Annotated in this window: 19 protein-coding genes; 10 read left to right on the top strand and 9 right to left on the bottom strand. The window is 72.8% G+C overall.

Annotated features, from left to right (window positions below; genetic code table 11):
- The first annotated feature begins 44 nt into the window (after positions 1-44).
- The 3 genes from TU31_RS17485 (at position 45) to TU31_RS17475 (ending at position 1,535) form a co-directional block, all read left to right on the top strand.
- On the top strand, positions 45-425 hold the full coding sequence (locus tag TU31_RS17485) for a hypothetical protein (RefSeq protein WP_042155307.1): 381 nt from the start codon (positions 45-47) through the stop codon (positions 423-425).
- A gap of 122 nt (positions 426-547) precedes the next feature.
- Complete coding sequence (locus TU31_RS17480; RefSeq protein ID WP_042155305.1) at positions 548-820, top strand: DUF1876 domain-containing protein; 273 nt, start codon at positions 548-550, stop codon at positions 818-820.
- Positions 821-875: 55 nt separating this feature from the next.
- Positions 876-1,535, top strand: a complete 660-nt coding sequence (locus TU31_RS17475) for a class I SAM-dependent DNA methyltransferase (RefSeq protein ID WP_042155303.1) — start codon at positions 876-878, stop codon at positions 1,533-1,535.
- A gap of 94 nt (positions 1,536-1,629) precedes the next feature.
- Here TU31_RS17475 and galE read toward each other — a convergent pair whose 3' ends face one another.
- From galE to TU31_RS17460, 3 genes are all read right to left on the bottom strand, one after another.
- Complete coding sequence (gene galE, locus TU31_RS17470; protein ID WP_042155301.1) at positions 1,630-2,607, bottom strand: UDP-glucose 4-epimerase GalE; 978 nt, start codon at positions 2,605-2,607, stop codon at positions 1,630-1,632.
- Between the two features lie 52 nt (positions 2,608-2,659).
- Entirely contained in the window at positions 2,660-4,312 is a 1,653-nt protein-coding gene (locus TU31_RS17465) for a glycosyltransferase family 2 protein (RefSeq protein WP_078885818.1), read from the bottom strand.
- A 264-nt stretch (positions 4,313-4,576) separates the two neighbouring features.
- Entirely contained in the window at positions 4,577-8,209 is a 3,633-nt protein-coding gene (locus tag TU31_RS17460; protein WP_042155299.1) for a bifunctional glycosyltransferase/CDP-glycerol:glycerophosphate glycerophosphotransferase, read from the bottom strand.
- A gap of 249 nt (positions 8,210-8,458) precedes the next feature.
- On the opposite strand from TU31_RS17460, the gene TU31_RS17455 reads away from it, so the two are divergent.
- Positions 8,459-9,145: a class I SAM-dependent methyltransferase gene (locus tag TU31_RS17455; RefSeq protein WP_042155296.1), complete on the top strand. Its 687-nt coding sequence runs from the start codon at positions 8,459-8,461 to the stop codon at positions 9,143-9,145.
- A gap of 120 nt (positions 9,146-9,265) precedes the next feature.
- Here the strand turns inward: TU31_RS17455 and TU31_RS17450 are convergent, their stop codons facing one another.
- The 5 genes from TU31_RS17450 to TU31_RS17430 form a co-directional block, all read right to left on the bottom strand.
- The gene (locus tag TU31_RS17450; protein WP_042155295.1) at positions 9,266-10,225 is read right to left on the bottom strand and encodes a class I SAM-dependent methyltransferase; all 960 of its coding nucleotides are present in this window, start codon (positions 10,223-10,225) and stop codon (positions 9,266-9,268) included.
- Between the two features lie 383 nt (positions 10,226-10,608).
- On the bottom strand, positions 10,609-11,520 hold the full coding sequence (locus tag TU31_RS17445) for a carbohydrate ABC transporter permease (protein ID WP_042155293.1): 912 nt from the start codon (positions 11,518-11,520) through the stop codon (positions 10,609-10,611).
- Positions 11,517-12,872 carry a carbohydrate ABC transporter permease gene (locus TU31_RS17440; protein ID WP_078885836.1) on the bottom strand — a complete coding sequence of 452 codons (1,356 nt, stop codon included), beginning with the start codon at positions 12,870-12,872 and terminating at the stop codon, positions 11,517-11,519. The genes TU31_RS17445 and TU31_RS17440 overlap by 4 nt, the downstream gene beginning before the upstream one ends.
- Positions 12,873-12,984: 112 nt before the next feature.
- Positions 12,985-14,370, bottom strand: coding sequence for an ABC transporter substrate-binding protein (locus tag TU31_RS17435; RefSeq protein WP_181018615.1), 1,386 nt, complete (start codon positions 14,368-14,370; stop codon positions 12,985-12,987).
- Positions 14,371-14,748: 378 nt separating this feature from the next.
- On the bottom strand, positions 14,749-18,393 hold the full coding sequence (locus tag TU31_RS17430) for an FHA domain-containing protein (RefSeq protein WP_042155292.1): 3,645 nt from the start codon (positions 18,391-18,393) through the stop codon (positions 14,749-14,751).
- Positions 18,394-18,909: 516 nt separating this feature from the next.
- On the opposite strand from TU31_RS17430, the gene TU31_RS17425 reads away from it, so the two are divergent.
- The 4 genes from TU31_RS17425 (at position 18,910) to TU31_RS17410 (ending at position 24,434) form a co-directional block, all read left to right on the top strand.
- The gene (locus TU31_RS17425) at positions 18,910-20,565 is read left to right on the top strand and encodes a serine/threonine-protein kinase (RefSeq protein WP_042155290.1); all 1,656 of its coding nucleotides are present in this window, start codon (positions 18,910-18,912) and stop codon (positions 20,563-20,565) included.
- Between the two features lie 233 nt (positions 20,566-20,798).
- Entirely contained in the window at positions 20,799-22,067 is a 1,269-nt protein-coding gene (locus TU31_RS17420) for a serine/threonine-protein kinase (protein WP_042155287.1), read from the top strand.
- A gap of 134 nt (positions 22,068-22,201) precedes the next feature.
- Positions 22,202-23,308: a peptide chain release factor 2 gene (prfB, locus tag TU31_RS17415; RefSeq protein ID WP_042155285.1), complete on the top strand. Its 1,107-nt coding sequence runs from the start codon at positions 22,202-22,204 to the stop codon at positions 23,306-23,308.
- A gap of 322 nt (positions 23,309-23,630) precedes the next feature.
- Positions 23,631-24,434, top strand: a complete 804-nt coding sequence (locus TU31_RS17410; RefSeq protein ID WP_042155283.1) for a hypothetical protein — start codon at positions 23,631-23,633, stop codon at positions 24,432-24,434.
- Between the two features lie 100 nt (positions 24,435-24,534).
- Here TU31_RS17410 and TU31_RS17405 read toward each other — a convergent pair whose 3' ends face one another.
- On the bottom strand, positions 24,535-24,729 hold the full coding sequence (locus TU31_RS17405; protein ID WP_042155281.1) for a hypothetical protein: 195 nt from the start codon (positions 24,727-24,729) through the stop codon (positions 24,535-24,537).
- Between the two features lie 250 nt (positions 24,730-24,979).
- Here TU31_RS17405 and ftsE point away from each other — a divergent pair, with 250 nt between their 5' ends.
- A complete protein-coding gene (gene ftsE, locus TU31_RS17400) occupies positions 24,980-25,669 on the top strand; it encodes a cell division ATP-binding protein FtsE (protein ID WP_018091242.1) in 690 nt (229 codons plus the stop codon).
- A gap of 32 nt (positions 25,670-25,701) precedes the next feature.
- Positions 25,702-26,613, top strand: a complete 912-nt coding sequence (gene ftsX, locus TU31_RS17395; RefSeq protein WP_042155279.1) for a permease-like cell division protein FtsX — start codon at positions 25,702-25,704, stop codon at positions 26,611-26,613.

Below are 26,613 nucleotides of genomic sequence, written 5' to 3'. Positions count from 1 at the left end.
CGCGAGCGAGGGCCTCGCGGGACCGTATGACAGGGGGAACACACATGTCCGTCATCAAGCGAGCAGGCATAGCGGCCGCGGCCGTCGCGGCGCTGGTCGTCCCGGCCGGCACGGTCGTCGCCACCGCCGGACCCGCCGCCGCCAAGGCCGCCACCACCCAGGGATGCCCCTACGGCGCGGTCTGCATCTACCCGCAGAACGCCGGCTGGAACGGCGGCCACCCGTCGCACTTCTACTACAGCTACGGGGCCCACAACCTCAGCAACATGGTCGGGGTGCACCGCATCTACAACAACCAGTCCGGGGGCGCGACCATGCGGACCTGCACCGGCTACAACGGCACCGGCTGCCAGGGCTACCTGCCGGCCAACAACTACATCGACAAGGACATGACGCCGATCAACTCGATCACCCTCCAGCCGTAGCCGTGCGGCACCCCTGAGAGGCACCGGGGCCGGGTCTCCCACCGGGAGGCCCGGCCCCGCACACCGTGCGGCGGACGGCAAGCGGGCGCACCCTGGTAACAGCGGTTCCGGAGGTGATCGTCATGTTGCAGACCGCTGTCGGATGGCATGTCGAGCTGGAATTCGAGGAGGACAACCACCGCACTCGCGCCGCCGCCCTGGTACGGCTCCCCGACGGGACCGAGGTGCGGGGCCACGGATACGCCAGCCGCCACCCCGTCGACTCCAACCAGCCGAGGGTCGGCGAAGAGGTCGCGGGAGCCAGAGCGCTCAACGAACTGGCGATGAAACTGCTGACCAAGGCACACGACGAGATCGACGAGGCGTCCGGCCGGACGTCCCACCCGCTGACCTGAGCGGCACCCGCCGCACCCCGCCACCGGCCCGGCGCGCGGAGTAGGGTGCCGGTCCGTGACCGAACCGGACTTCCTGTACACCACCCGGGCGTTCTACGACGCTGTCGCCACCGACTACGACGCGCACTTCCGCGACCACCTCGCGGCCAGACCGATGGACCGGGCGGTACTCGCCGGGTTCGCCGAACACGTGCGGGCCGCGGACGCCGGCCCGGTCGCCGACCTCGGCTGCGGACCCGGCCGGGTGACGGCACACCTCGCCGGCCTGGGCCTGCCCGTCTTCGGCGTCGATCTGTCGCCGCAGATGGTGGCGCTGGCCCGGCGGATACATCCCCGGCTCCGGTTCGAGGTGGGCGCGATGACCGGCCTGGAGCTGCCGGACGGTGCCCTCGGCGGCATCGTGGCCTGGTACTCGATCATCCACACCCCGCAGGAGCGGCTGCCGGAGCTGTTCGCCGCGTTCCACCGGCTGCTGGCCCCGGGAGGCATGCTGCTGCTCGCCTTCCAGGTCGGGGACGAGCCGCTGCACGTGGCGCAGCCGTTCGGCCACCCCGTGGCGCTCGACTTCCGGCGGCGCCGGCCGGACCGGATCGCCGGCCTGCTGGCCGCCGCCGGCCTGGAGGTACGGGCCCAGATGCTGCGGGAGCCGGACGAGGAGCTGGGGGAGTCCACCCGGCAGGCCTGCCTCATGGCCCGCAAACCGGCCGGGGCCTGAGACCGGCCGCCCCACCGGACGCCCCCCCGCACGACGCGGCCGCCGGTACCGCTGAGCACGGTGCCGGCGGCCGTACGCGGGGTACGCGGCCCGCTCAGGCCTGCGGGTGGTGGTACCGCCAGCCCTCCCAGGCCGAGGTGATCATGTCGCGGACGTCGTGCCGGGCCTTCCAGCCCAGCTCGTCGGCGATCCGGTCGGCGGCCGCCACCACCCGGGCCGGGTCGCCCGCCCGGCGCGGGGTGACCTCGGCGGTGACGTCCCGGTGCCCGGTGATCTCGGCGATCAGATCGACCATCTCGCGCACCGACACCCCCTCGCCCCGCCCGATGTTCAGCGTCAGATCGCGCACCGGACCCGGCTCGGCGAGCTTGCGGGCGGCCGCCACATGGGCCTCCGCGAGATCGGCGACATGGATGTAGTCGCGGATGCAGGTGCCGTCCGGGGTGTCGTAGTCATCGCCGAAGATGCGCGGCGCGGCGCCCGTGGTGAGCCGCTCGAAGACCATCGGGACGATGTTGAAGACCCCGGTGTCGGCCAGCTCCGGCGTGGCCGCCCCGGCAACGTTGAAGTAGCGCAGGCAGGCGGTGCTGATGCCGTGCGCCCGCCCCGCCGCACGGGCCATCCACTCGCCGACCAGCTTGGTCTCGCCGTACGGATTGATCGGCGTGCACGGCGTGTCCTCGGTGACCAGCTCGACATCCGGCATGCCGTAGACGGCGGCCGAGGAGGAGAACACCAGCCGGCCGACGCCGCCCGCGGCCATCGCCTCCAGCAGCGTCTGGAGACCGTGCACATTCTCGCGGTAGTAGAGCAGCGGCATCTCGACGGACTCGCCGACCTGCTTCTTGGCCGCCAGGTGGATGACATCGGTGATGCCGTGCTCGGCGAAGGTGGTGTCGAGCAGCTCACGGTTGAGCGTGGAGCCGACGACCAGCGGGACGTCCTCCGGGACCCGGGCGGACACGCCCGTCGTCAGCTCGTCGAGCACGACGACCGTCTCGCCGGCCTGGCGCAGGGCCCGTACGACATGGGAGCCGATGTAGCCGGCACCACCCGTGATCAAGTAAGACATGGCATCAATCCTAGGCTCGGGGACGAAGCGGATGGTCAGTGGTCCGGGGCGGTCAGCTCCGCAGCCGTCGGGCGGCGATCCGCCAGACGCTGCGCAGACCCGACGCGACCCGCAGTGACAGCGCGCCGCCGGTCGTCGCATACGGCTGCACCAGCAGCAGGACATGGCGGCGGCTGGGCAGCACCCGGCGGCGCAGCCCCGGCCCGATGGCCCGCAGCGCGGCCCGGAACCCGGCCCCGTCCGCGCAGCTGACCCGCGCCATCAGATCCCACGGCTCGGGGTCGGCACGGTGCGCACCGTCCCGTTCGACCAGCGCACCGAGATCCAGCACGATCTCGGCGGTCCAGCAGGCCTCCGAGCCGCCGGAAGCCGGGGCCGGGGTGAGCGCGGCGGTGTGCACCGGGCCGCGCCGGTCGTCCCGGCGGCGCCGCAGCTCGATGTCGATGCTCTCCGGCCCGGCCGCGGCCAGCCGCCCGTACAGATCGTGCACCCGCAGCCGCAGCACACCGGGGCTGCTGACGGCCGGCTCCGCGTCTATGGTCACCGGCAGCCGGTGCATCGGCTTGGTACCGATCGCGTCCAGCTCCACCTCGGGCAGGTCCCCGGACCACACCGCGCGGCCGCCGGCCTCCGCGTACGGCGGCAGCAGCCGGCCGGGCCGGGCCGCCAGCTGCGTCAGCCGCCCCAGGTCCCGCGGGGCCGGAGAGGCCAGCACCACCCGGGCCAGCCAGCGCGCCGGGGCACGCGCCGCACGCAGATCGGGCTCGTCGAAACCGGCCAGATACTCCCGGGTCAGCCGCCACCACTCGGCGCGGTAGTCGGCGCCGCGGGTGTGCAGCTCCCGGACGTACATCCGCAGATCGTGATCGAGGAACTTGGTGCGCGCGGCATGCGCCAGCGCCTTGTGCCCGGCCTCCTGGAAGATCTGCACACTGGCCCGGTGCGCCGCGATCCGCGCCTGCCAGTTGGCGACGTCCGCGCGGTCCAGCGAGATCGACTGCCGGGCGGCCGAGCGGCGCACATGCCAGATGTAGACCGGGTCGGGGAGGGTGGCGATCCGCGGGGAGGCGGCCAGCACCCGCGCGGTGAACACGAAGTCCTCGTAGGTGAAACGGCCTTCGGGGAAGGTGATCGCGTGCTTGTCGAGAAACGCCCGCTCGTAGAGCTTGTTGACGCACAACGTGTCCCGGACCAGCTGCGGGTTCGCGTCGGGCGAGTCGTGGACGGCCGGCTCGCGGTAGAGGCCGGGCTGCCAGGGGACATCGCGGTGCGCGGGCAGCTCACGGCGGACACAGGCACCGGCCACGACCGGGGCGTCATGCTCCAGCGCCGCGGCCAGCAGCGCGCGGGCCGCGCCCGGCGGCAGCACATCGTCGCTGTCGAGGAACATCACGAACCGCCCGGTGGCGGCGCGCAGCCCGTCGTTGCGGGGGGTGCCGCAGCCACCGCTGTTCTCGTCGCGGTGGATGACCCGCAGTCGCGGCTCGGTACGGGCGAGGGCATCCAGGGCGGCGCCGGTGCCGTCGGTGGACGCGTCGTTCACCGCGATCACTTCGGTGACCGTTTCGCCGGGCTTCCCCTGCGCGAGGGCGGAGCGCACCGCCTCGCCGACATGGCCGACATCGTTGAAGGCGATGACGACGATGCTGACCTGCGCGGATGGCGTGATGGTGGGCCCCGGCAGTGGCTCAAGGGCTTCTTTCACAGTCACTGAAATCTACATTTCGTGTCGACAGCATCTCTTGGCGCGAGCGGGAATTCCGAACCCATTTCCGATGATTCAGAGGGCGAAATCCGTCGCACGGTTGCACCCGTCGCTCCGCTTTTCCGCCCACTTGCCGTCTTCTGCCGGGCGGGAGCCGGGCTCGGGGTGTGCCGGGCCCGTGAGGGCACCTGCACATGCTGTAACGACGCGAGTGCCGCAGGATGCCGATCCAGCCACCCTCATCTTGCGGCGGACCGGCCCCGGTCACCGCTCCATCAGGTCCGCGACCCGGCCCGCCGCACCGCCGTCGTCCCGGTGGCAGAAGGACTCCCGGAAATCCGCGTACGCGTCCGCGCCCGCCGCCGCGATCGCCGTCAAGTCGCCCAGCGCGTCGATCAGTTCACCGGTCGAGCCGAGCAGCGGCCCCGGCACCCGGGCCTCGAAGTCCAGGGTGAAGCCCCGCAGGGTGTCCCGGTAGTGCGGCAGATCGGGGGTCAGGAACAGCATCGGACGGCCGGTGTTGGCGAAGTCCACGGCCAGCGACGAATAGTCGGTGACCAGCACATCCGCCGCCAGCAGCAGCTCGGTGGCGTCCGGGTGCGCGGACACATCGCGCGCGAACGGCGCATGGTGCGCCGGCAGCCGGTCGGCCACCAGCGGATGCCCGCGGACCAGCAGCACATGGTCGTCGGCCAGCTCCCGCCGCGCCAGGTCCAGATCGAGCGGCAGATGCAGCCGGTGATGGCCCGCGTCGTAGGCCAGATCGTCCCGCGGCGTCGGCGCGTACAGCACGACCCTCCTGCCCGGCTCGATGCCCAGCCGCTCACGCACCGCGGCCGCCGTCAGCTCGCGGTCCGGCGCGAACAGGGCGTCGGTACGCGGCAGTCCGGTCTCCACCAGCCGGCCCGAGTAGCCCAGCGCGGACCGCAGCACCGGAGTGCTGTGCGCGTTGGGCGACAGCAGCACACTCCACTGCCGGCTCACCCGCGGCCGCGGCGCCAGATGCGCCAGGCCCGCGCACAGCGTGCCCGCCAGATCGGCGCCGATCCGCTTGAGCGGAGTGCCGTGCCAGGTCTGGATGATCCGCTGGCCGCCCCGGCGGGTGAACCACCGCGGCAGATGCGTGTTGGTGACCACCCAGCGGCTGTGCGCCAGCGCCCCGTGCCACTCGGCGCTGCCCACCAGCACCGCACGGGCCGTCGCCGGCACCGCGCTCTGCGCGTCGCGCACCGCCCACAGATGCTCCACCTCCATGCCCCGGCGCACCAGCTCCTCATGCACCGCCCGCGGCGAATCCCCGTACGCGCGGCCGCCGAAGCTGCTGTAGAGGACGGTGTCGCGCAGCGGCCGGGAGCGGTGCAGCGAGTAGTGCTGCTCGCGCAGCATCCGGCGCCGGTAGGGGCCGCGGTCGGTGGCCGGCAGCGCGGGCCCCGCCACTACGAGCGCCTCGTCGTGCCGGTGCCGGTCGAGGCTGAACGGCTTGCCGCGGACCGTACGGGTCGCCGGCAGCCCGTCGAGGACCGACGGCGCACAGCGCACCGGGGCGTCCAACGGGGAGCCGGGCGCGCCCCGTTCGCGCAGATGCAGCGTCCAGCGGCCCTCACGCAGCGGCACCGCCCCGGCCAGCGAGGGCAGTGCGCCCAGCGGCAGCGTGCCGTGGAACCGGCCCTCGTCATGGGTGGTGGGGAAGGCCAGCTCGGTGGCGTGCGCCCCGTGCTTGAGGACCAGTTCGGTGGCGTGCGGCGCGGCGGCCGGCAGCCCGCCCGACAGGAGCAGGGTGCCGTCCGCGCGCCACAGCAGCCGGTCCAGGTACGGCTGCGGGACACGGTCGTGCAGCACGAGCTGCCCGGCCGGGGTGGCGGCCACCACCAGCTCACGGCCGTGCGGCAGCGGATACGGCACCGGCGTCAGCCCCGGCGCGCAGGCGATCGGGTCGGTGCCGCCGCCGGGCAGCACCAACTCCGGCGCCCAGCTCTCGGTGTGCGCGGGCGGCACGGCCCGGGGCGCGCCGTCCCGGGTGGGGCGGGCGGCGGCGAGGGCGTCGAGCCGGATCCGGAAGGTGTGCGACGACGGCGCACCGCCGGACACCTCGCCCGCCACCCCCGGACCCGTCTGCGGGGCCCCCGCCTCCCCGGGCGACGCCGGCTCCACCGGAAACGACACCACCGTGCCGGTCCCCTGGTGGGTCAGCCGCAGCGCGGCGGGCGGCGGGCCGGGCGCGCCGACGGTCAGGTCCAGAGCACCGGCCGCCGCGGCACGATGCCCGGCCAGCCGCCGGGTGCGCCGGTGCACCGACAGCCGCAGCCGCCCGCCCGCGTACCAGGGCGTGATCCGCAGCCCGTCGTCCGCGCCGTCCCCGGCCACGTCGTGGGCGCGCGGCGCGGCCCCCGAACCGGTGTCCGGCGCGGACAGCGCCCCGGCCCGCACCACCCCCGCCGACGCCAGCAGCACCCCGACCGTCCAGTCGCCCTCCTCCCAGCGGCCCCCCTTGCGCAGCCGGGCCGGATCGAGCCGCATCTCGAAGCCCGACCAGTCGTAACAGTGCAGCTCCTGACCGGACTCGGCGGTCGCCTCCGGCATCGGGACCGGGCGCAGCGGCAGCAGGACCCGGCGCCGCCCGCACGACAGCACGGCCGTCCGCAGATAGCGGTGCCGGGCCGCGGCGTCCAGATTGCGGAGATAGGCGTAGCCGCGCAGCACCAGCACACCGTCCCGCCACACCGCCTCCCGCACCCGCGCCACGACGGGGAAATCGGCCCGGTCCAGCCGGGTCACCCCCGGCGGCAGCTCCAGCGGCGGGGCCAGCGGCAGCACCGCACGCTTGCGCAGCGGCGGCCCGGCGACCGTGAACCCGGCCGGATTACGGGCCTCATGGGTGAGCAGCGCCAGCAGATCGGCCAGCCGCCCGGCGCGGATCAGATACCAGCGCATCCGCAGCTCCACGGGCAGCGTGGGGAACAGCCGCGGATCCACACCGGACAGGAAGTCGCGGGCGCAGTCCAGGAACGCGGTCCGGCACTCCGGGGCGGCCCCCGGCAGCGCCTCCACCAGGTCGAGCAGCCCCTCGGTGAGCTGCGCCCGGTCGTAGTCGCGCCGGTGGCCGCCCAGCGCCCCGCGGGCCGGGTCGGCGAGGAACCGCCGGATACCGGCCACCGCCGCGAACCGGTCCCGTACGCCCCGGGCATCGAGCTGCCGCTGCCGGCCCGGCCCCTCCGGCAGCCGCCGGTAACAGACGTGCTCGTGCAGCACATCGACCGCGCCGGCGAGAAAGAACGCGGGCAGCGTCACCGCCGCGTCATGGCACCACTCGCCCTCGGGGAAGGCGAGGGCGTGCCGGTCCCAGAAGGTGCGGCGGAAGACCTTGTTGCGGGCGACATGGTCCGACAGCAGGGTCAGATCGTCGCCGATCCGGGTACGCAGCGCCGTCTCCCGGCCCGCCGGATGGTGGGCGGACTGGCTGCGGCCGGCCGCACCGAGCCGGTAGACGTTGCCGGTCGCGAGATCCGACCCGGACCGGTCCAGCACGCCGACGAGATCCTCGTACGCGCGCGGCAGCAGCACATCCTCCTCGGCGTCGAGGAAGGCGAGGTAATCGGTGTGCGGATAGGCGTGCCGGGCACCGGTGTTGCGGGCCGCGCCACAGCCGGCAGCCGGGCCGCCCTCCTGGTGGTGGACGATCCGGAACCGCGGATCGCGGGCGGCGAACCGCCGGGCGAGAGCGGCGGGACCGGCCTCCGCGGCGGCGCCCCCGGGCCCCGCCCCCGGTGGGCCGTCCACCAGCACCACATCCAGCTCGGTCAGCGTCTGGGCCGCGACCGACTCCAGGCACTCCTCCACATTCCGCTCGGACCCCTCGGCGCGAGGGACCGGGACGACGACGGTGAGCCGTGGCTTCATACGCGAACCAAGCCTTTCCGGACCGGCGATGCACAAGACCGGTCCGTTCAACTCGCCCACGGCGGCACGGTCACCGGATCTGCGCTGAAAGGGTGAGACACATCATCGACACTGCGTGTTCACATGATTACGCTCAGTGCGCGAAGTCGGCGCGCCGTAGCGCCGGGCCGCGTCCGATGCCGTAGACCCGTTGCACAGCTTTACGGCGCCCCGTGCGCCCTGTTCCCCAGGGAAGGTGACCGCGTCCCGATGCCCGGCCGAACCGACAGCTCCGCCGCCACCGACAGCCCCGACGCCGGGCCGCCCGGCAGCGACATCCGGACCGCTCGGCCCGCGCCCCCCGCGGGCACCGCCCCGTCCGCCTCCACCGCGCGGCTGCCGGCCGAACGCGGACGCCGCGGACCGGCCCGGCTGCTGCCCGCCCGCTCCCCGTTCCGCAGCCAGCTGCGACGGATCGGCAGCGGACGGGTCCTGGAGATCGGCTGCGGCACCGGCGACACCCTCGCCGACTGCGCGCCCGGCAGCGTCGGCGTGGACCACGACCCGCGGTCCGTGGCGCGCTGCCGGGAGCGCGGACTGACCGCCTACACGGCCGACACCTTCCTCGCGAGCCCGCACGCCCGCCCCGGTGCCTTCGACGCGCTGCTGACCGCCCACGTCCTGGAGCACCTGGACGACGAACAGGTCGAGGGCCTGCTGCGGGCCTATGTGCCGTACGTACGGCCCGGCGGCGGGGTGCTGCTGATCACCGCGCAGGAGGCCGGACACCGGGCCGGCCCCGCCCCGGTGCGCTTCACCGACTTCCCGCTGCTGCGCGCCTTCGCCGAGTCCGCGGGACTCACGGTGCGGCGCACGTACTCCCATCCGCTGCCCCGCCCGGCCGGGATGCTGCTGCGCGCCAATGTGTTCGTCCTGCTGGGGCAGGTGCCGCGCTAGGGAGATACCGCCCGAGGGCTGCCCCGTCATCCCTGGCGGGCGGGAGGACGGGACAGCCCTCGGGCGGCCGGTGCGCGGGGCCGGGGCGGGCGCGTGCCGCCCCGGCCCCGCGCGGCGCGGTCAGCGCGTACGGGCCCGCTTGCGGGCGTTCACCAGCGCCCGGGTGAGGACCGGCGGCAGCACGTCCAGGGCGACCCGGCGCAGCGTGCCGCGGGCCGGGAACGGCGGGCGCGGGCCCGGACGGGCCGCGGAGGCCTCCGGCGCCCGGGCCGCGGCCGGCCGCTGCGGGGCGCGGCCACCCGAGGACCGGTGCCGGGACACCGGGTGGGCGGGCTCCTTGGCGCCCTTGGCGCTCAGCCGGACCAGCGGGGCGCCGTTGACGTACTGCACCTCGTGCCAGATGTCGCCGCGCGCCTTGATCCACTCCACCAGCGCCTGCTGGAGCGGCTCGGGATCGCCCCAGGTCCCGTAGAACTTGGTGCCGGTGATGCAGATCGGGCGCAGCCCCTCGTTCGCCACGGCCTGCCAGGTGGCGGCGGCCACCCCCGGACAGTGCTCGGCACGGTAGTCGTCCATCACCACGACGCCCTGACCGGTGAGCAGCTCGCGCACCGCGAGGATGTCGCCGTGCACATGCTCGTACAGATGCGAGGCGTCGATATGGGCGAAGCGCACCGAGCCCTCGTCGACATGCTCACTGACGAGCGAGCTGAGGCCCTGGACGATGGTGGGCAACTCGTCATGGAATGCAAGGTAGTTCGCCTCGAAGGCGCGCCGCGTCAAGGTCGCATAGGACTTCTTCATCTCCTGCGAGTTGGAGGCGTCCTCGGCGGGGGAGTCGAAGAGGTCGCAGACCGTGAAGCGCTCGCCGGCCCGCCGCCGCGCACCGAGGAAGATGGCGCTCTTGCCCATGTACGCCCCCAGTTCCAGCAGATCCCCCGGTTCCGCACGCTCCTTCTGGCGGGTCAGGAACCAGTCAAAAAGCAGCTGGTCCGCGGTGAAGAACCAGCCCTTGACCTCGGACAGCCGGGTGGGGCGCGGGAGTTGTGCGGCACTCTGGTCTGCGATGGGGGCAGTCATGTGCGGTCCGTCTCCAGACGGTCGGGAACGTAGGGCGTAAGACGACACGTGCGTGGGGGAGGTGCGATATGTGCCGGCGCTGTCTGCCGTGGATGTACCGGGGAAACGCGGGGAGAGATCTGCGGCCTGCGGTGGTGCGTCTCCGCGGTGGTGCGTCTCTGTAGTTGTGGGCGCGCCCGGCGCCGGAGCCGCTGCGCAGGAGCGGCCCGGCAGGGGCCGGGGCACCACGCCCCGGAGCACGGGACGTGCGGGCGCGGCTCAGGCAGTCGCCAGGACGGAGCCCGGTCGCACCGTGCGTGGCACGGCAGCGACGACATCGTAGGCGGACGAAAATGAACGGAAGATGGCGTGCGGCCCGGCGGCACCGGGCCCCCGTGCGCAGATCACTTCACCGCACCCGCCATCACACCGGACACGAACTGGCGCTGGAAGGCGAAGAAGACGATCAGTGGCACCACCATCGACAGAAAGGCGCCGGGCGCCAGCACATCGATGTTGTTGCCGAACTGCCGCACCTCCTGCTGAAGGGCCACGGTGACCGGCGGATGCCCGCTGTCCGCGAAGATCAGCGCGATCAGCATGTCGTTCCACACCCACAGGAACTGGAAGATCGCCAGCGACGCGATCGCCGGACCGCCCAGCGGCAGCACGACCCGGGTGAACAGCCGCAGCTCGCCCGCCCCGTCCAGCCGGGCCGCCTCCAGCAGCTCCCGCGGGATCTCTGCGAAGAAGTTCCGCAGCAGGAACACCGCGAAGGGCAACCCGAACGCCGTATGGAAAAGGATCACCCCGGCCGTCGTCTCGAAGAGCCCGACCGCACCGAACAGCTTCGCCACCGGGATCAGCGCCACCTGCACGGGCACCACCAGCAGCCCCACCACGGCCAGGAACCAGCCGTCCCGGCCGGGGAAGTCCATCCAGGCGAACGCGTAGCCGGCCAGCGAGCCGATGACGACGACCAGCACCGTCGCGGGCACCGTGATCGCCGCCGTGGTCAGCAGCGAACCCATCACCTTGTCGTTCGACAGCAGTTGGCTGTAGTTGTCCCAGGTGATCTGGGCCGGCTCACGGAAGACCTGCCACCAGCCGGACTCGGCGATCCGCTGCGGACTGCGCAGCGACGACAACAACAGCCCCACCGACGGCATCAGCCAGAACAGCGCCACCAGCACCAGGAAGACCCGCATCGCACCGCCGCCGGCCCGCGCCACCAGCCGCGCGGCGAGCGGCCGCCGGCCCCGTACGGCACCGGTGCCGGAGTGCCCGGCCCGTACGACACCGTCCACGGTCGTCATCGGCGACGCTCCTTCCGCAGGCGCCGGAGATTGACGTACATCACCGGCAGCACCAGCAACAGCAGGAACACGGCGATCGCGCTGCCCAGGCCCTCGTCGACATCCGTGCCGAACGACGACTGGAAGAGCTGGAGCGCCAGCACATTCGCGGACCGGATGCTGGAGCCCGGCGCGATGATGTAGACCAGATCGAAGATCTTCAGCACGTTGATCATCAGCGTGACCAGCACGACCACCAGCACCGGCGCCAGCAGCGGCACCGTGATCCGGCGGAAGACCTGCCACTCACCCGCACCGTCCACCCGCGCCGCCTCCAGCAGCTCCCGCGGCACACCCGCCAGACCCGCCGCGATCAGCACCATCGCGAAACCGGCCCACATCCATACATAGGAGCCGATGATGGCCGGGGTGACCAGCGCCGGACCGAGCCAGTCGACACCGCGATACGCCTCGGCGAAATCAGCCGCGGGCAGCCGCAGCCGGGCACCGTCCGCCTGGCCGGCGGGCAGCGCGAAACTGCCGTCGGCCGCCGTCGTCGCCGAGGCGACCACCCTGCCGCCCCGGACCGCCTCGACCCGCAGACCGGCCAGCGCCTTCTCGTTACCGTCGATCACATTCGGCCGGCCGCCCCCGCCCCGGGTGAAGTCCAGCCACGCGGTACCGGTGACCTTGCCCGGCTGCGGCTGGGCGACGGCCGCCGCCCGCGCACCGCGCAGATCGTCCGGCTGGACGGCGACCAGCGGCAGCAGCACCGGAGCCCCCGCCCGCACGGCCGACCCGGTGGTGAAGGCCCCGCCCCCCGACGGCTTCAGACCGGCGCGCGGCCGCGGCTTGGCCCCGGGGAACGGCGCCGGATCGGCGAAGGTGTCATGGACACCGACCCACACCGCGTTGGCGACCCCGCGCTCCGGCGCTTGGTCGTACACCAGCCGGAAGATGATCCCGGCCGCCAGCATCGAGATCGCCATCGGCATGAACACGACCAGCTTGAAAGCGGTGCCCCAGCGGATCCGCTCGGTCAGCACCGCGAAGACCAGCCCCAGCGCGGTCGACACCGTCGGCGCCACCACCACCCAGACGACGTTGTTCCGCAACGCCGTGCGGATGCCCTCGTCCGAGAACATCGCGCCGTAGTTGTCCAGCCCCACAAAGCCGTCACCGGACGCGTCGAACAGGCTGCGGACGACGGAGAACACGATCGGGTAGCCGACCAGCGCACCGAGCAGCACCAGCGCCGGCAGCAGAAACACCACGGCGAGCCATCGGCGGGCGCCCCGCACCCGCCCGCGGCCCCCGCCACCGGCCCTCCTCCGGCGCCGCTCACCGGCCCCGCTGACCTGCACGTCGCTCATCGTGACGACCCCCCCGGTCCCGCTCGACACGGACAGCGGCACATACGCAGTGCCCGGACGACTTCGCGTACTCAGCGCCCGAACGACTACGCGTCCGAACGACTACGCGTTCTCAGCGTCCGAACGACTTCGCGGCGTCCTTCTCCAACCGCGCCTGCGTGCCCGCGATGTCCTTCGGGTTCTTCAGGAAGTCCTGAAGGTCCTTCCACTCGCCCTGGCCCGGCTTGCCGCCGAACGAGGCGGGCGCCTGGTCGGACATGTCGAAGCGGAAGTCATCACCCGCCGCGACCAGCGCCTTGGCGATCTCCCGCAGCACGTCATCGGCGTACGCCGCCTGATCCAGCTCCTTGTTGGGCGAGATGAACCCGCCCGCCTGCGCCCAGATCTTCGCGGCATCCGTCGACGCCAGGAACGTCAGCAGCGCCTGCGACGCCTTGCCGTCCTTGAGCGCCACCGCCACATCCCCACCGGTCACCACCGGCGACTTGGCACCCACCGCCGGGAACGGGAAGACCTTGGCGTCCTTACCGACCTTGGCCTTGGTCTGGGTGATGTTGGCGGCGGCGAAGTCCGCCGAGGAGACCATCGCGGCCTTGGGGGCGTCACCGCCGCTGAAGGTCTGGGTCACCGACGTCGGGAAGTCCGTCTGCAACGCACCGGAGTTGCCGCCCGCGAGCAGATCCTTCCGGCCGAAGAGCTGCCCGAGCGTGGTCAACGCCTGCTTGACCGTCGGATCGGTCCACTTGATCCTGTGCTGCGCCAGCTGGTCGTACTTCCCGGGCCCCGCCTGCGAGAGATAAATGTTCTCGAACCAGTCCGTCAGCGTCCAGCCGTCCGCACCGCCCACCGACACCGGCTCCACACCCGACTCGCCGATGATCTCCGCAGCCTTGACGAAGTCCGGCCAGGTCTTCGGTTCCTTGGCACCGGCGTTGTCGAACGCCCGGGCGTTGTACCAGACCAACGACTTGTTACTGGCCTTGAAGTAGACCCCGTACGGGGTGCCCTTGTGGGCGCCGAGATCCTGCCAGCCCTTCGCATAGTTCTTGGCGAGCTGCGCCTTGGCACTCGCCCCGAGCGGCTTGAGCCACCCCTTCCCGGCGAACTCATTGAGCACACCGACCTGTTGGAGCATCGCCACATCCGGCGGCCCACCACCGGCGATCTTGGACCCGATGAAACCGGCCATGTCGTCACCACTGGGCACGAAGTCGACCGTGGCACCGGTGCGCTTCTCGAACTCCTCCAGCACCTTCTGGAAGTTGTCCCGCTCCGGCCCCGTCCACACAGCGGTGACCTGAAGCTTCTGCCCCTTCAACGAGGGAAGTCGCACCGTCGGGGCGGTACTACCCCCCTTCCCGCCACCGCCCCCCTCATCCTTCTTCCCACCGCCGCCACTCCCGCATCCGGCCAGCGCCAAGGCGAGCGCCGCGCTCACCGCCACCCCGGCCGCGGCCCGGCCGGCCGCCCGGTCAATACGGTCCAGTCGTCTGCCCATCCCCGTAGCCCCCTGTCCCTGCGCCTGCCGTGCCAACGGAAGAGCGCCGCGCCATAGCGCGCCACGGCGCCTCTGCATTGCGGGTGGTGCGGTGCTGTGCGGTGGTGCGGTGCGGGTGGTGCTGAGCGGTGTTGCGGTGCGGGTGGTGCCGAGCGGTGGTGCGGGTGGTGCCGAGCGGTGGTGCGGCCGCGTGGTCTGCGACAGTCCTACGCCCTGGCCACGGGGTCCGCAATACCGCCTTCCGCGTCAACCGGCCTTTCGTGACGGGGCTGTTATGGGTGGCGTACGCGTCTCACCGCGCGTCCGCTTCTCGCAGCGCGTCCATGCTTCACGGCACGTCCGCTTCTCACCGCACGTCGGTGCTTCACAGCACGTGCTTCACAGCAGGGGCGGGGTGGCCGCCGCGCCCGAGGACTGTGCGGCCCGCTGTAGTGCGCTGGCGAGCAGGGCCAGATCCGTCGGGCCGTTGCCCAGCTCGCGCAGTGGGCGCCGGGCCGGCGGGTCGCCCATCCGCTGCCACTCCAGCGGGACGACCGTCGGCCGGAGGGTGGACGTACGGGGTATCCGGCCCGTGACCCGGCCCGCCTGGAACGGTGTCGAGGAGCCGTCCGCCGCGCGGTACAGCCGCCCGCGGCCCGTGGGTACCGGCTCGGACGGATCGGTGGTGGCGCCCAACTGGACGCGCAGATCAGCCCGTTCGCTGGTCGCGGTCTCCGCCGTGCGGTCCGGGTGGCCGGTCGCGGCTATCAGGTGCACCCCGAGCGCCGCTCCGTCCCGGGCCACCGACTCCAGGGCGCGCACCACGGACCCGGCGGCCGGGCGGCCGGTGCTGCCCAGGGCCGGGGCGACCAGGGCGTCGAAGTCGTCGACCAGCACGAAGAGCCGGGGCATCGGTACCGCCGGCTCGGGTGCGGGGTCCTCGGCGGGGGCTCCGCTGCGGGGGCGGAGTCGCAGGGTGCCGGTCGTTGACGGGTCCGCCGGGGTGCCGCCTTCTTCCTCCTTGTTACGGCAACGATTACGGAGAGTAATTGGTTCCTGCTCTCCGTGACCGTGGCCGCCCTCGGTGGAGCGCCGCGGGGCGACGATGCGCGGCGCCGGCAGATGCTTGCTGCGCCACTCGGTGAACGGGGTGCCGGCGAGTATCTCCGCGCGGCGCTTCAGTTCCGAGGACAGCGCCTGGGCGAACTCCCGCATCCGGACCGGGTCCGAGGCGGCGAGATACGTCGTGACATGCGGCAGGTCCGTGCACACCCGCAGCCCCTCGCCGCGTTCGCTGCCGCCGCCGTCCACCAGCACCATCGACAGCAGATCCGGCCGGTCGGCGGCGGCCAGCGAGGCGGCCAGCGACCGCAGCAGCTCCGTCTTGCCGGTGGCCGCCGCGCCCTCCAGGAGGAGGTGCGAGCCGTCGGCGGCGAGATCGGCGCACAGCGGGCCGTGCGGGCCGGCGCCGAGGACCGCGGCGGCGCCGGGACGGTCGGTGTCCAGGGCGGCGGCCCAACGGGCCATCAGGGAAGCCGGGGTGGCGCGGGCCAGCCCCAACTCGTCCAACAGGCGCGCCGAATCGGGCAGCGGGACGGCCACCCGCATCGCCGCACCACCCCCGGCCGCCGTGGCCGTCCCATCGGTCTCGCGCAGCGGCGCCAGCGCCCGGGCGAAGCGTTCGGCCCAGGCGCCGGAGACCGCGTCCACCGTCGCGACGGTGCCATGGGGCCCCGAGCCCGGCTGGACGACGCGCAGCGCCGTGGCGACATCGCCGCTGAGCACCGCGACCGCCCCGCACTCCCCGAAGGCGGGCGACGCCGTCCGCGCCGCTTCGTACGTCGCGGCCAGCGGGAAGGCGGGGGAGGAGGCCGGGGTCTCGGCCAGGCACAGCAGATGGATACCGGCCGCCGCCCCGGCCGCGGCGAGCCGGGCGGTGGTCTCGCGCAGCGCGGAGGTGCCGGGGTCGCCGTCCACGACCACGAGGGTGTACGGGCCCTGGTGGCGGGCCGCGGCGGCGGCGATCTCCGCCCGCTCGGCGTCGGCCCAGGCGGGGCCCAGTGGGCTGTCGTCGAGCCGGCGCACCAGCTCGGACGTGCGCGCCAGGGCCTGGTCCGGGTCGTACGCGAGCAGCAGCCGGCAGTCCTGGCCACGCTCCGGCCGGACCTGCGGCAGCCAGCCGAGCCAGGACCAGTCCGCCACCCGCTCCTCGGCCGGGCGCGCCCGGTCCGTGCTGATCAGCACGATGTCGAGGGTGCCGGGGGAGTGCAGCGCGGCGAGCTGGGCGAGGGCGCAGCGGGCCAGTCCGGTCAGCCGCGCCCGCGGCCCGGCGAGGCCGAGGGAGCCCGCCCGGCGCAGCTCGACGGTGACCGGCAGGGCGGTACGGCCGCCGCTGCGGGCCGCCGTACCCAGCCGGACGGTCAGTGCGTCGGGGTGGTCCGGGCCGCGCTCCCAGAGCCGCGGCCCCGGGCCCAGCGCGGTGAGCAGGATCGCGGCGGCGTCCGGCCAGCGTTCCTCGGCGGCGGGCCCGGCGAGTGCCTCCGGGCTCGGGGCGGCGTCCAGGGGGTCCGCGCCGGCGGCCGTGGGGTCGCCGGCCGGTTCGTACGCCGCCGGGAGGCCCTCGTCCGGTTGCTCCACGGTGGGCCGGCCGCCCGTCAGCCGTCGCGCCCAGGCCCCGATACCGCCGCGCCGCCCGCTTTTACGGGGACCCTCGTCGGCCGGTGCCAGAGACTGCTGCCCGCCGTGCGTCCGCTGTTGGCCGGTGGCCGGGAAACCGTCGGCCGGTTCCCGGACGCCGGGCCCCCAGCCGGCTGACGGGCTGCCGCTGTCGGTGGTGCGGTCGTAGACGTGGCCGGTGGAGGTATCCGGGGAGGGGGCGCCGGTCGGGCGGGAGCCGTCGGGGCCGGGGGCCGGTGCGCCGTATGCGGCCGGGTTGCCGTATCCGGCCGGGGTGCCGCGCAGGGGCGTGTCCCGGCGGCCCGGCGCGGCCGGCGGCTGCGAGGCCGCTGCCGGTGCGTGGGGGGATCCGGCCGGTGCGGGTGCGGACCCGGTCGGTGCGTATGCGGCTCCGCCCGATGCCTGCGCGGATCCCGGTGCGTATGCGGCTCCGCTCGATGCCTGCCCGGCTGGGCGCGATGCCGGCCCGGACCCGCCCGGCACCTGCACGGACCCGCCCGCTGCCTCCCCGGCCGGCGAAGCCCCGACCGAAGCACCCGCCCCACCCGTCACCCGCCCGTACGCCCCGCCCCCGGCATTCGCCACGGCTCCGGCATACGACCCAGCCCCCGTATAAGCCCCGCCCATGGCCGCAGTGGCCCCGTGCGGACCACCTGCCCCGTATTCCTCCGCCCGTCCCCCCGCGACCGTCCCCGCGGCCCCCGGGGTGATCCGCAGATGCCCCTCCCCGTCCGGTGCGGTCGGCAGGGCAGGGTCCGGTGTGCCGGGGGCGGACTGGAGGCGCAGGGCGGACTCGCCGAGGCGTAGCAGGGCGCCGGGGCGCAGGGGTGCGGGGCGTTCGTCGAGGTCGGTGCCGTCCACGACGGTGCCGTTGGTGGAGCGCAGGTCGGCGACGGAGACCGAGCCGTCCGGTTCGACCGTGACGGTGCAGTGCAGCCGTGAGACATCGGGGTCATCGAGGGGGACGTCGGCATCGGCGGAGCGGCCGATGCGGATCTGGCCGCCGTGCAGCAGATGCACACCGCCGGCATCGGGTCCGGAGACGACGCGCAGCCGCGCGGAGCCGTGCGGCAGGCCGTGTGCGGGAGCGGGGCCCGGGCTCTGGACGGAGAGCACCGCGCCGTCGATCAGCGGGGGCTCGCCGATGGCCGCGCGCTGCGGATCGAGCCGGTCGGACCCGGCGTACAGGACGACGGGGCCGCTGCCGCCGCCCGCACCGCCGACATCCGCACCCGAGCCCGCCACGGAGGCGGCGAGCGAGCCGGCCACCGCCGCCAGCGCGGTCCCGGCAGGGGCCGTGACCAGCACATCGCATGCCCGGGTGGTGTGGCCGCTGCGCGGCCCGAGGACGGTCAGCCGGATCTGCATCGCCGTCAACGGTCCCTTCTGCCGAGGTCCGGCAGGGGGGCCCGCTCGCTCCCCCCACCGCACCCGGGCACGTCGGCACGTACAAGTCCCAAGTGCACGTCGCGACAAGGGCCGCGCGCCCCCGCCGCATCGCGCTGGATGCATCCTCGCACCTGCCACTGACAACGCGCCCGCCGACCGCCGTTCAGTGATCTTGATTGGTCTTCTAAGGGCGAAAAAGTGCCTGCTTGCGCGCCGTGCCCGGCCGGATTTCGACCGCCGTGGTCAGCTCGGAAGGTCTCCGGCCGGACCGCGCGCGGGCACCGTCCGCACCGTCCGGGGGCGGCAGACGGCCCTCCCGGGGGCAGCAGGCAACCATCCGTCCCGAACCCGCGTCTTTCCCACAAGCCCGCCCTGGGCCGCCGGACCGAAAAGATTGTGCGACGGCACTACAGTGGGTCGGACGGGCCGCGCGGAGATGATCAGCTGACCCAGCGGGCCGGGCAAGGGATTCACCACGACCAGGGAGCGCATGACGTGCGGCCGGTAGGCAGCAAGTATCTGCTCGAGGAGCCGCTGGGACGCGGCGCCACGGGCACCGTCTGGCGTGCCCGCCAGCGGGAGACGGCGGGCGCCGAGGCCGCCGTGGCCGGGGAGCCCGGTGAGACGGTCGCGATCAAGGTCCTCAAGGAGGAGCTGGCGCACGACGCGGACGTGGTGATGCGCTTCCTGCGGGAGCGTTCCGTCCTGCTGCGGCTCACCCACCCGAACATCGTCCGTACCCGCGACCTGGTCGTCGAGGGCGATCTGCTCGCCCTGGTCATGGACCTGGTCGACGGCCCCGACCTGCACCGCTATCTGCGCGACAACGGGCCGTTCAGCCCGGTGGCCGCCGCGCTGCTCACCGCCCAGATCGCCGACGCGCTGGCGGCCAGCCACGCCGACGGTGTGGTCCACCGTGACCTCAAGCCCGCCAACGTCCTGCTGGCCGGTTCGGACGGCAGCAGCGAGATGCACCCGATGCTGACCGACTTCGGCATCGCCCGTCTCGCCGACTCCCCGGGCCTGACCCGCACCCACGAGTTCGTCGGCACGCCCGCCTATGTGGCGCCGGAGTCCGCCGAGGGCCGCCCGCAGACCTCCGCCGTGGACATCTACGGCGCCGGCATCCTGCTGTACGAGCTGGTCACCGGCCGTCCCCCGTTCGCCGGGTCGACCGCCCTGGAGGTGCTGCACCGGCACCTCAGCGAGGAGCCGCAGCGCCCCGGCACGCTGCCCGAGCCGTTGTGGACGGTCATCGAGCGCTGTCTGCGCAAGCGGCCCGAGGAGCGGCCCAGCGCCGAGAACCTGGCCCGGGCGCTGCGCACCGTCGCGGCCGGCATCGGGGTGCACGCCCGGCCTGCCGAGGCCGAGGCCGCGCTCGGTGTGGCCGCGCTGCTCGCTCCCGATCCCGCGCCCGCCACGGTCCCCGGGACGGGCGCCGACGGCCAGGCCGGCGGCGACGCCGACCCCACCCAGGTGCTTCCGTCCGGCGCCGGTTCGTACGACCCGGCCGCGGCGACCAGCGTGCTGCCGTCCACGGGTGGCCCGGGTGGTCCGGGCGGCCCCGGTGCGCAGGGCGATCCGACGCGGGCGATGCCGCCGATGCCCATGGGCGCGCCGGCCGGCGGACCGCAGGAGCCGGAGGGGCCCCACCCGTGGGAGTCCCAGCTGCGTGCCGCCCGCGACCGCAACGAGCAGACCCAGGTGCAGTACCTGGACCCCAGCGAGGACCCGCTGCGCCGCCGTCCGCAGCGGCAGGCCGCCCCGCAGCAGCCGCCGCAGCGCCCGCAGCAGTACCGGCAGCAGCCCGCTCCGGTGCCGTACGCCCAGCAGGCGCCGCAGCAGCAGCCGCCGGCCCCGCAGCGGCGCCGGGAGCCGCCGCCGCAGCGCTATGAGCCGCAGCGGCCGCCCGCGCCGGAGCCGAGGCCCCGGCGCGAGCCCCGTCAGCGCAGCGCCAACCCGATGAAGATCCCGGGCCTGGGCTGCCTCAAGGGCTGTCTGTTCACGCTGATACTCCTGTTCGTGGCGGCCTGGCTCATCTGGGAGCTGACTCCGCTCCAGGAGTGGATCGGCACGACCCGCGGCTTCTTCTCGCAGGTCGGGCACGTCTTCAGCGAAGTGCAGCGGTTCGTCGAGAAAATCGGCCGCTGACCGTCCGCCGCCCGCGCGCTCCCCGGAGCCCGCGGGCGGCGCGCTGTCGTGGGCGGTCCGCGGACGCGCCGTACGACCCACCCAGTGGATTTGTCGACTTCCGGCGGAGAATTTCGCTCACAGAAGTGAAGGTTGCCACCGTCCGGGGCATTGAACCCCCTGGCACCCGCGTAGCTTTGACGCCAACCTCAGCCCCCGCAGGACGCTCGGGGGCCCGACACGTCGGAGCAGTCTTGGCACGGAAGATCGGCAGCCGGTACACCGCCCACCAGATCCTGGGGCGGGGCAGTGCCGGCACGGTATGGCTGGGCGAGGGTCCCGAAGGGGCCGTGGCCATCAAGCTGTTGCGTGAGGAGCTCGCGTCCGACCAGGAGCTCGTCGGCCGCTTCGTACAGGAGCGGGCGGCGCTGCTGGGTCTGGACCATCCCCATGTCGTCGGTGTCCGCGATCTCGTCGTCGACGGCAATGACCTGGCGCTGGTCATGGAGCTCGTACGGGGCACCGATCTGCGGACCCGTCTGGAGCGCGAACGCCGGCTGGCCCCGGAGGCCGCCGTCGCGATCGCCGCCGATGTGGCCGACGGGCTGGCCGCGGCGCACGCGGCCCGGATCGTGCACCGCGACGTCAAGCCCGAGAACGTCCTGCTGAACATGCAGGGCCCGCTGGGCCCCGGTGGCGCGCACCCCGCGCTGCTCACCGACTTCGGTATCGCCCGGCTCGTCGACTCCCCGCGCCGGACCAGGGCGACCAAGGTCATCGGCACCCCCGACTACCTCGCCCCGGAGATCATCGAGGGCCTGCCGCCGCGCGCCTCCGTGGACGTCTACGCGCTGGCGACCGTCCTGTACGAGCTGCTCGCCGGATTCACGCCCTTCGGGGGCGGCCACCCCGGGGCGGTGCTGCGCCGCCATGTGACCGAGAGCGTGGCGCCGCTGCCCGGTATCCCCGACGAGCTGTGGCAGCTGCTGCTCCAGTGCCTGGCCAAGGCGCCGGCGTCCCGGCTGCGCGCCCCGGAGCTCGCCGCCCGGCTGCGTGAGCTGCTGCCCGGCCTGGCGGGCCTGCCGCCGCTGGACATCGACGAGCCGGACGACGACGAGGCGGAGAGCGAGCAGGAGGGCGCCGGCGCCCGCGAGGAGGCGTACTACCCGTCGGCGGCACCGGCCGAGGCCACCCCGCCGCGCGGCGCGGTCCCGTTGGTCCAGGGCGCGGTCCCCGACTCCAACCGGGAGACGCACACCAGCATGCGGGTCCCCGGCCCGGACGAGCTGGCGGGCGGCGCGCACGGCACCGCCCGGGCCCCGCGCGCCGCCGGTGAGCGCCGGGCGGGCTCGGCCCGGCACCGTGCGGCGCCGGAGGCGGTGCGCCGCCGCCGGATCAGGCTGGGCGCGGCCACGGCCGCGGCGCTCGTGGCGGCCGGTCTGGGCGGCTGGCTGGCCTCGGGCGACGACGAGCCGGACGACGCCACACCGGGCGTCCACCAGTCGGAACCCGACACTCCGTGACGCCCCACGGGCCCGCGGCGACCGCGCCCGGGCCCGGCGGTGACCGGCGTCCGGGCCCTCGCGGGTCCGGTGTCGGCGGGACCGGCCTGCCGGGGCCGGGTCACGCTGACGGTGGCAGCCGTTAGGCTGGGTGCGTGGCAGTCGTCGATGTATCCGAAGAGCTGAAGTCCCTCTCCTCGACCATGGGGTCGATCGAGGCCGTCCTGGACCTCGACAAGATGAGGGCCGATGTCGCCGTGCTCGAGGAGCAGGCCGCGGCGCCGTCCCTGTGGGACGACCCGGAGAACGCACAGAAGATCACCAGCCGGCTGTCCTACCTCCAGGGCCAGCTGCGCAAGGCCGAGGACCTGCGCGGCCGGGTCGACGACCTCGAGGTGCTCTTCGAGCTCGCCGAGGCCGAGGGCGACGAGGACGCCCGGGCCGAGGCCGAGGACGAGCTGACCGCCGTCCGCAAGGCGGTCGACGAGCTGGAGGTCCGCACCCTCCTGTCCGGCGAGTACGACTCCCGTGAGGCGGTCGTCAACATCCGCGCCGAGGCCGGTGGTGTCGACGCCGCGGACTTCGCCGAGAAGCTCCAGCGGATGTATCTGCGCTGGGCCGAGCGGCACGGCTACAAGACCGAGCTCTACGAGACCTCGTACGCGGAAGAGGCCGGCATCAAGTCGACCACCTTCGCCGTCCAGGTGCCGTACGCCTACGGCACGCTCTCCGTCGAGCAGGGCACGCACCGCCTGGTGCGTATCTCGCCGTTCGACAACCAGGGCCGCCGCCAGACGTCGTTCGCCGGTGTCGAGGTGCTGCCCGTGGTCGAGCAGACCGACCACATCGACATCGACGAGTCCGAGCTGCGGGTGGACGTCTACCGTTCGTCCGGCCCCGGCGGCCAGGGCGTCAACACCACCGACTCCGCGGTCCGGCTGACGCACATCCCCACCGGCATCGTCGTCTCCTGTCAGAACGAGCGCTCGCAGATCCAGAACAAGGCGACCGCGATGAACGTCCTCCAGGCCAAGCTCCTTGAGCGCCGCCGCCAGGAGGAGCAGGCCAAGATGGACGCGCTCAAGGGCGACGGCGGCAATTCCTGGGGCAACCAGATGCGTTCGTACGTCCTGCACCCGTACCAGATGGTCAAGGACCTGCGGACCGAGTTCGAGGTCGGCAACCCCACCGGTGTGCTGGACGGCGACATCGACGGCTTCCTGGAGGCCGGAATCCGCTGGCGCAAGCAGCAGGAGAAGTAGCGGGGCACCCCGTCTGAAGGTGAAACAACTGCCTCCCTCGGGGAGGTAGTTGTTTTTGCTGTGGGGGTTTGGTCACAGTCGTATGTCCAGGTACCGCCCAACACTTGGTATTTCGGGCATCCGGCCTTTAATCGACCTTGACGATAGTCAAGGAACTGGGAAGGCTGAGCGCGGCATGCGTATGTCTGGGGCGCGTGCAGTAACGGGGATGGGGGCGGATCGCCCCACGGCGCGGAGCTGAAACTCGCGTACCCCGGCATCGGCTCGTCGCCCCGTACAGCGGTGCTCCAATGACGAGTTCAGCTACTGGGGGTAGCAGTACATGACGAAGAAGACGCGGCTGCGCGTAGCGCGCATTGCGGCCGGTGCGGTGATCGCGGCCGGTGCGTCGCTCACCGCGGCCGGCGCGGCTTCCGCGGCCAGCCCGGGTGAGACCCCGGGCCAGGACAGCGGGATCATCGGCGGCATCATCGGCGGGATCATCGGCGGCGGCGACGGCGGTGGCGAGACCACCGGCAGCACCGACGGCGGCGAGACCGCCGGCCAGGTCGGCGGCGACGACAGCACCGGCGGCGAGATCGGCGGTGAGGACACCGGCGGTATCGGCGGTGAGGACACCGGCGGTATCGGTGGCGAGGACGCCGGCGGCAACGAGACCACTGGTGGCAACGAGACCACCGGCGGCAATGAGACCACCGGTGGCAACGAGACCACTGGCGGTAACGAGACCACGGGTGGCAACGAGACCACCGGCGGTAACGAGACCACTGGCGGTAACGAGACCACGGGTGGCAACGAGACCACCGGCGGCAATGAGACCACTGGCGGTAACGGGACCACCGGCGGCAACAGCGACGGTGGTGCCTCCATCGGTGACACCGACGGCACCGGCCCGGACAACGAGGGCTCCAAGCCGATCGAGCAGCCCGGCCAGGGCAAGGAGCAGATCGCTGACACCCCCGGCCAGGCCAAGCAGCAGGCCAAGGGCGGCGAGCTGGCGGAGACCGGTTCCTCCGGCACCACCGTCCTGCTCATCGGTGCGGCCACGATGATCGCGGGCGGTGTGGGCTTCCGTATGCTGCCCCGCCTGATCAACAAGAACGGCGGCGGCGCCGCGGCGGCCTGATCGCCCGCACGTCACAGCTGGAGGGGCCCGGGACGCGATCGCGTCCCGGGCCCCTCGGCGTCCGCGCTCCCGCGTCCGCCGAGGAAGCCTGTGATCGGTCTCAGACGGCCTGGTGGAGCAGTAGGCCCACCGCGATCAGCAGGATCATCAGCGCCACCAGCATCGCGGGGCTGAGCTGGGCGAACAGACCGCCCGCTTGCTGCTGAAGCCGTTCCCTGCTGGCCCGGCACACGGGGCAGCGGCCCTCGCTCACAGGGGCCGCGCAATTGGCGCACACCAGTCGGTCGTACGTCATGCGACCTCCTTCTCCACTGCACCAACGCGCCGGAAGGCGCATTGGTTCCCTCCTCCACTGTGCCAGCTCGTCGCCGGAACGGCGCGGCCCACGGGATTGTGCGCCTTTTGTCCCGTAGGTGCCGTGAATAAACGCACCAACCGCCTACGGCGACTGCGCCGTCCTGCGAGGTTCGCGTATGGTCACGCACACCGACGGGAGCCGCAACTCGGCAACCCGTGCCCCTATCCAGGTCGACCGTGGTGCATCAGTGATCCGATTCGACAACGTCTCCAAGACCTACCCGAAGCAGAACCGCCCTGCACTCAGGGACGTCTCGCTCGAAATCGAGCGCGGCGAGTTCGTCTTCCTGGTGGGCTCCTCGGGCTCCGGCAAGTCCACCTTCCTGCGGCTGCTGCTGCGGGAGGAGCGGGCCAGCCATGGCCACGTGCACGTTCTGGGCAAGGACCTCGGCAAGCTCTCCAACTGGAAGGTTCCGCAGATGCGGCGCCAGGTGGGGACGGTCTTCCAGGACTTCCGGCTGCTCCCCAACAAGACCGTGGGGGAGAACGTCGCCTTCGCCCTGGAGGTCATCGGCAAGCCGCGCGGCCAGATCCGCAAGACGGTTCCCGAGGTCCTCGAACTCGTCGGCCTCGGCGGCAAAGAGGACCGTATGCCGGGTGAGCTCTCCGGTGGTGAGCAGCAGCGCGTCGCCATCGCGCGGGCGTTCGTCAACCGCCCGATGCTGCTCATCGCGGACGAGCCCACCGGCAATCTCGACCCGCAGACCTCGGTCGGCATCATGAAGCTGCTGGACCGGATCAACCGGACCGGTACGACGGTGGTCATGGCCACCCACGACCAGCAGATCGTCGACCAGATGCGCAAGCGGGTCATGGAACTCGAGAAGGGCCGGCTCGTACGCGACCAGTCGCGCGGCGTGTACGGCTACCAGCACTAAGCGTGTACGGCCCCCAGCACTGAAAGGACGCCATGCGCGCCCAGTTCGTCCTGTCGGAGATCGGCGTCGGTCTCCGCCGAAACCTCACGATGACGTTCGCCGTCATCGTCTCCGTAGCCCTTTCGCTCGGTCTGTTCGGCGCCTCGCTGCTGATGCGCGACCAGGTCAGCACCATGAAGGGCTACTGGTACGACAAGGTCAACGTCTCCATCTTCTTCTGCAACAAGAACGACGCCGACAGCGGTGCCAACTGCGCCAAGGGTGCGGCCACCCAGCAGCAGAAGAACGACATCAAGGCCGAGCTCGACCGGTTGCCGATCGTGCAGGAAGTGAAGTACGAGTCCAGCGACCAGGCGTACAAGCACTACAAGGAGCAGTTCGGGGACACCCCCGTCGCCGGTCTGGTGACGCCCGACCAGCTTCCGGAGTCCTACCGCGTCAAGCTCAAGGACCCCACCAAGTTCACGGTCATCAAGTCGGCGTTCTCCGAGCGGCCCGGCGTCATGGAGGTGCAGGACCAACGGGACACCGTTGAGCCGCTGTTCAACCTCCTCAACGGCATGAATATCGCCGCGCTGGTCGTGATGGGGCTGATGCTGGTCGTTGCGCTGATGCTGATCGTCAACACCGTGCGGGTGTCGGCGTTCAGCAGGCGGCGGGAGACCGGGATCATGCGGCTGGTGGGAGCGTCCAGCTTCTACATCCAGATGCCGTTCATCCTGGAGGCGGCCATCGCGGGCCTGCTCGGCGCCGCCTTCGCCTGCGTGCTGATCGTCGGCGGCAAGTACATCCTCGTCAACAACTGGCTGGCGAAGAAGATCCAGGTGATCAACTTCATCGGCTGGGACTCGGTGGTGACGGTCCTCCCGCTGGTCCTTCTGATCGGGCTGCTGATGCCTGCGCTCGCCGCGTTCTTCGCGTTGCGCAAGTACCTCAAGGTGTGA

Origin of the sequence: Streptomyces lydicamycinicus, from assembly GCF_000829715.2 — a bacterium.
Taxonomy (GTDB): Bacteria; Actinomycetota; Actinomycetes; order Streptomycetales; family Streptomycetaceae; genus Streptomyces; species Streptomyces lydicamycinicus.
Note: the sequence above shows the minus strand (reverse complement) of the source record. Positions and strands in the feature narration are given on the sequence as shown.

Coding starts and splice junctions, on each gene's coding strand:
- TU31_RS17485 (WP_042155307.1), top strand. CDS start 45: ATGTCCGTCATCAAGCGAGCAGGCATAGCGGCCGCGGCCGTCGCGGCG.
- TU31_RS17480 (WP_042155305.1), top strand. CDS start 548: ATGTTGCAGACCGCTGTCGGATGGCATGTCGAGCTGGAATTCGAGGAG.
- galE (WP_042155301.1), bottom strand. CDS start 2,607: ATGTCTTACTTGATCACGGGTGGTGCCGGCTACATCGGCTCCCATGTC.
- TU31_RS17460 (WP_042155299.1), bottom strand. CDS start 8,209: ATGAAGCCACGGCTCACCGTCGTCGTCCCGGTCCCTCGCGCCGAGGGG.
- TU31_RS17455 (WP_042155296.1), top strand. CDS start 8,459: ATGCCCGGCCGAACCGACAGCTCCGCCGCCACCGACAGCCCCGACGCC.
- TU31_RS17450 (WP_042155295.1), bottom strand. CDS start 10,225: ATGACTGCCCCCATCGCAGACCAGAGTGCCGCACAACTCCCGCGCCCC.
- TU31_RS17445 (WP_042155293.1), bottom strand. CDS start 11,520: ATGACGACCGTGGACGGTGTCGTACGGGCCGGGCACTCCGGCACCGGT.
- TU31_RS17440 (WP_078885836.1), bottom strand. CDS start 12,872: ATGAGCGACGTGCAGGTCAGCGGGGCCGGTGAGCGGCGCCGGAGGAGG.
- TU31_RS17435 (WP_181018615.1), bottom strand. CDS start 14,370: ATGGGCAGACGACTGGACCGTATTGACCGGGCGGCCGGCCGGGCCGCG.
- TU31_RS17430 (WP_042155292.1), bottom strand. CDS start 18,393: ATGCAGATCCGGCTGACCGTCCTCGGGCCGCGCAGCGGCCACACCACC.
- TU31_RS17410 (WP_042155283.1), top strand. CDS start 23,631: ATGACGAAGAAGACGCGGCTGCGCGTAGCGCGCATTGCGGCCGGTGCG.
- TU31_RS17405 (WP_042155281.1), bottom strand. CDS start 24,729: ATGACGTACGACCGACTGGTGTGCGCCAATTGCGCGGCCCCTGTGAGC.
- ftsX (WP_042155279.1), top strand. CDS start 25,702: ATGCGCGCCCAGTTCGTCCTGTCGGAGATCGGCGTCGGTCTCCGCCGA.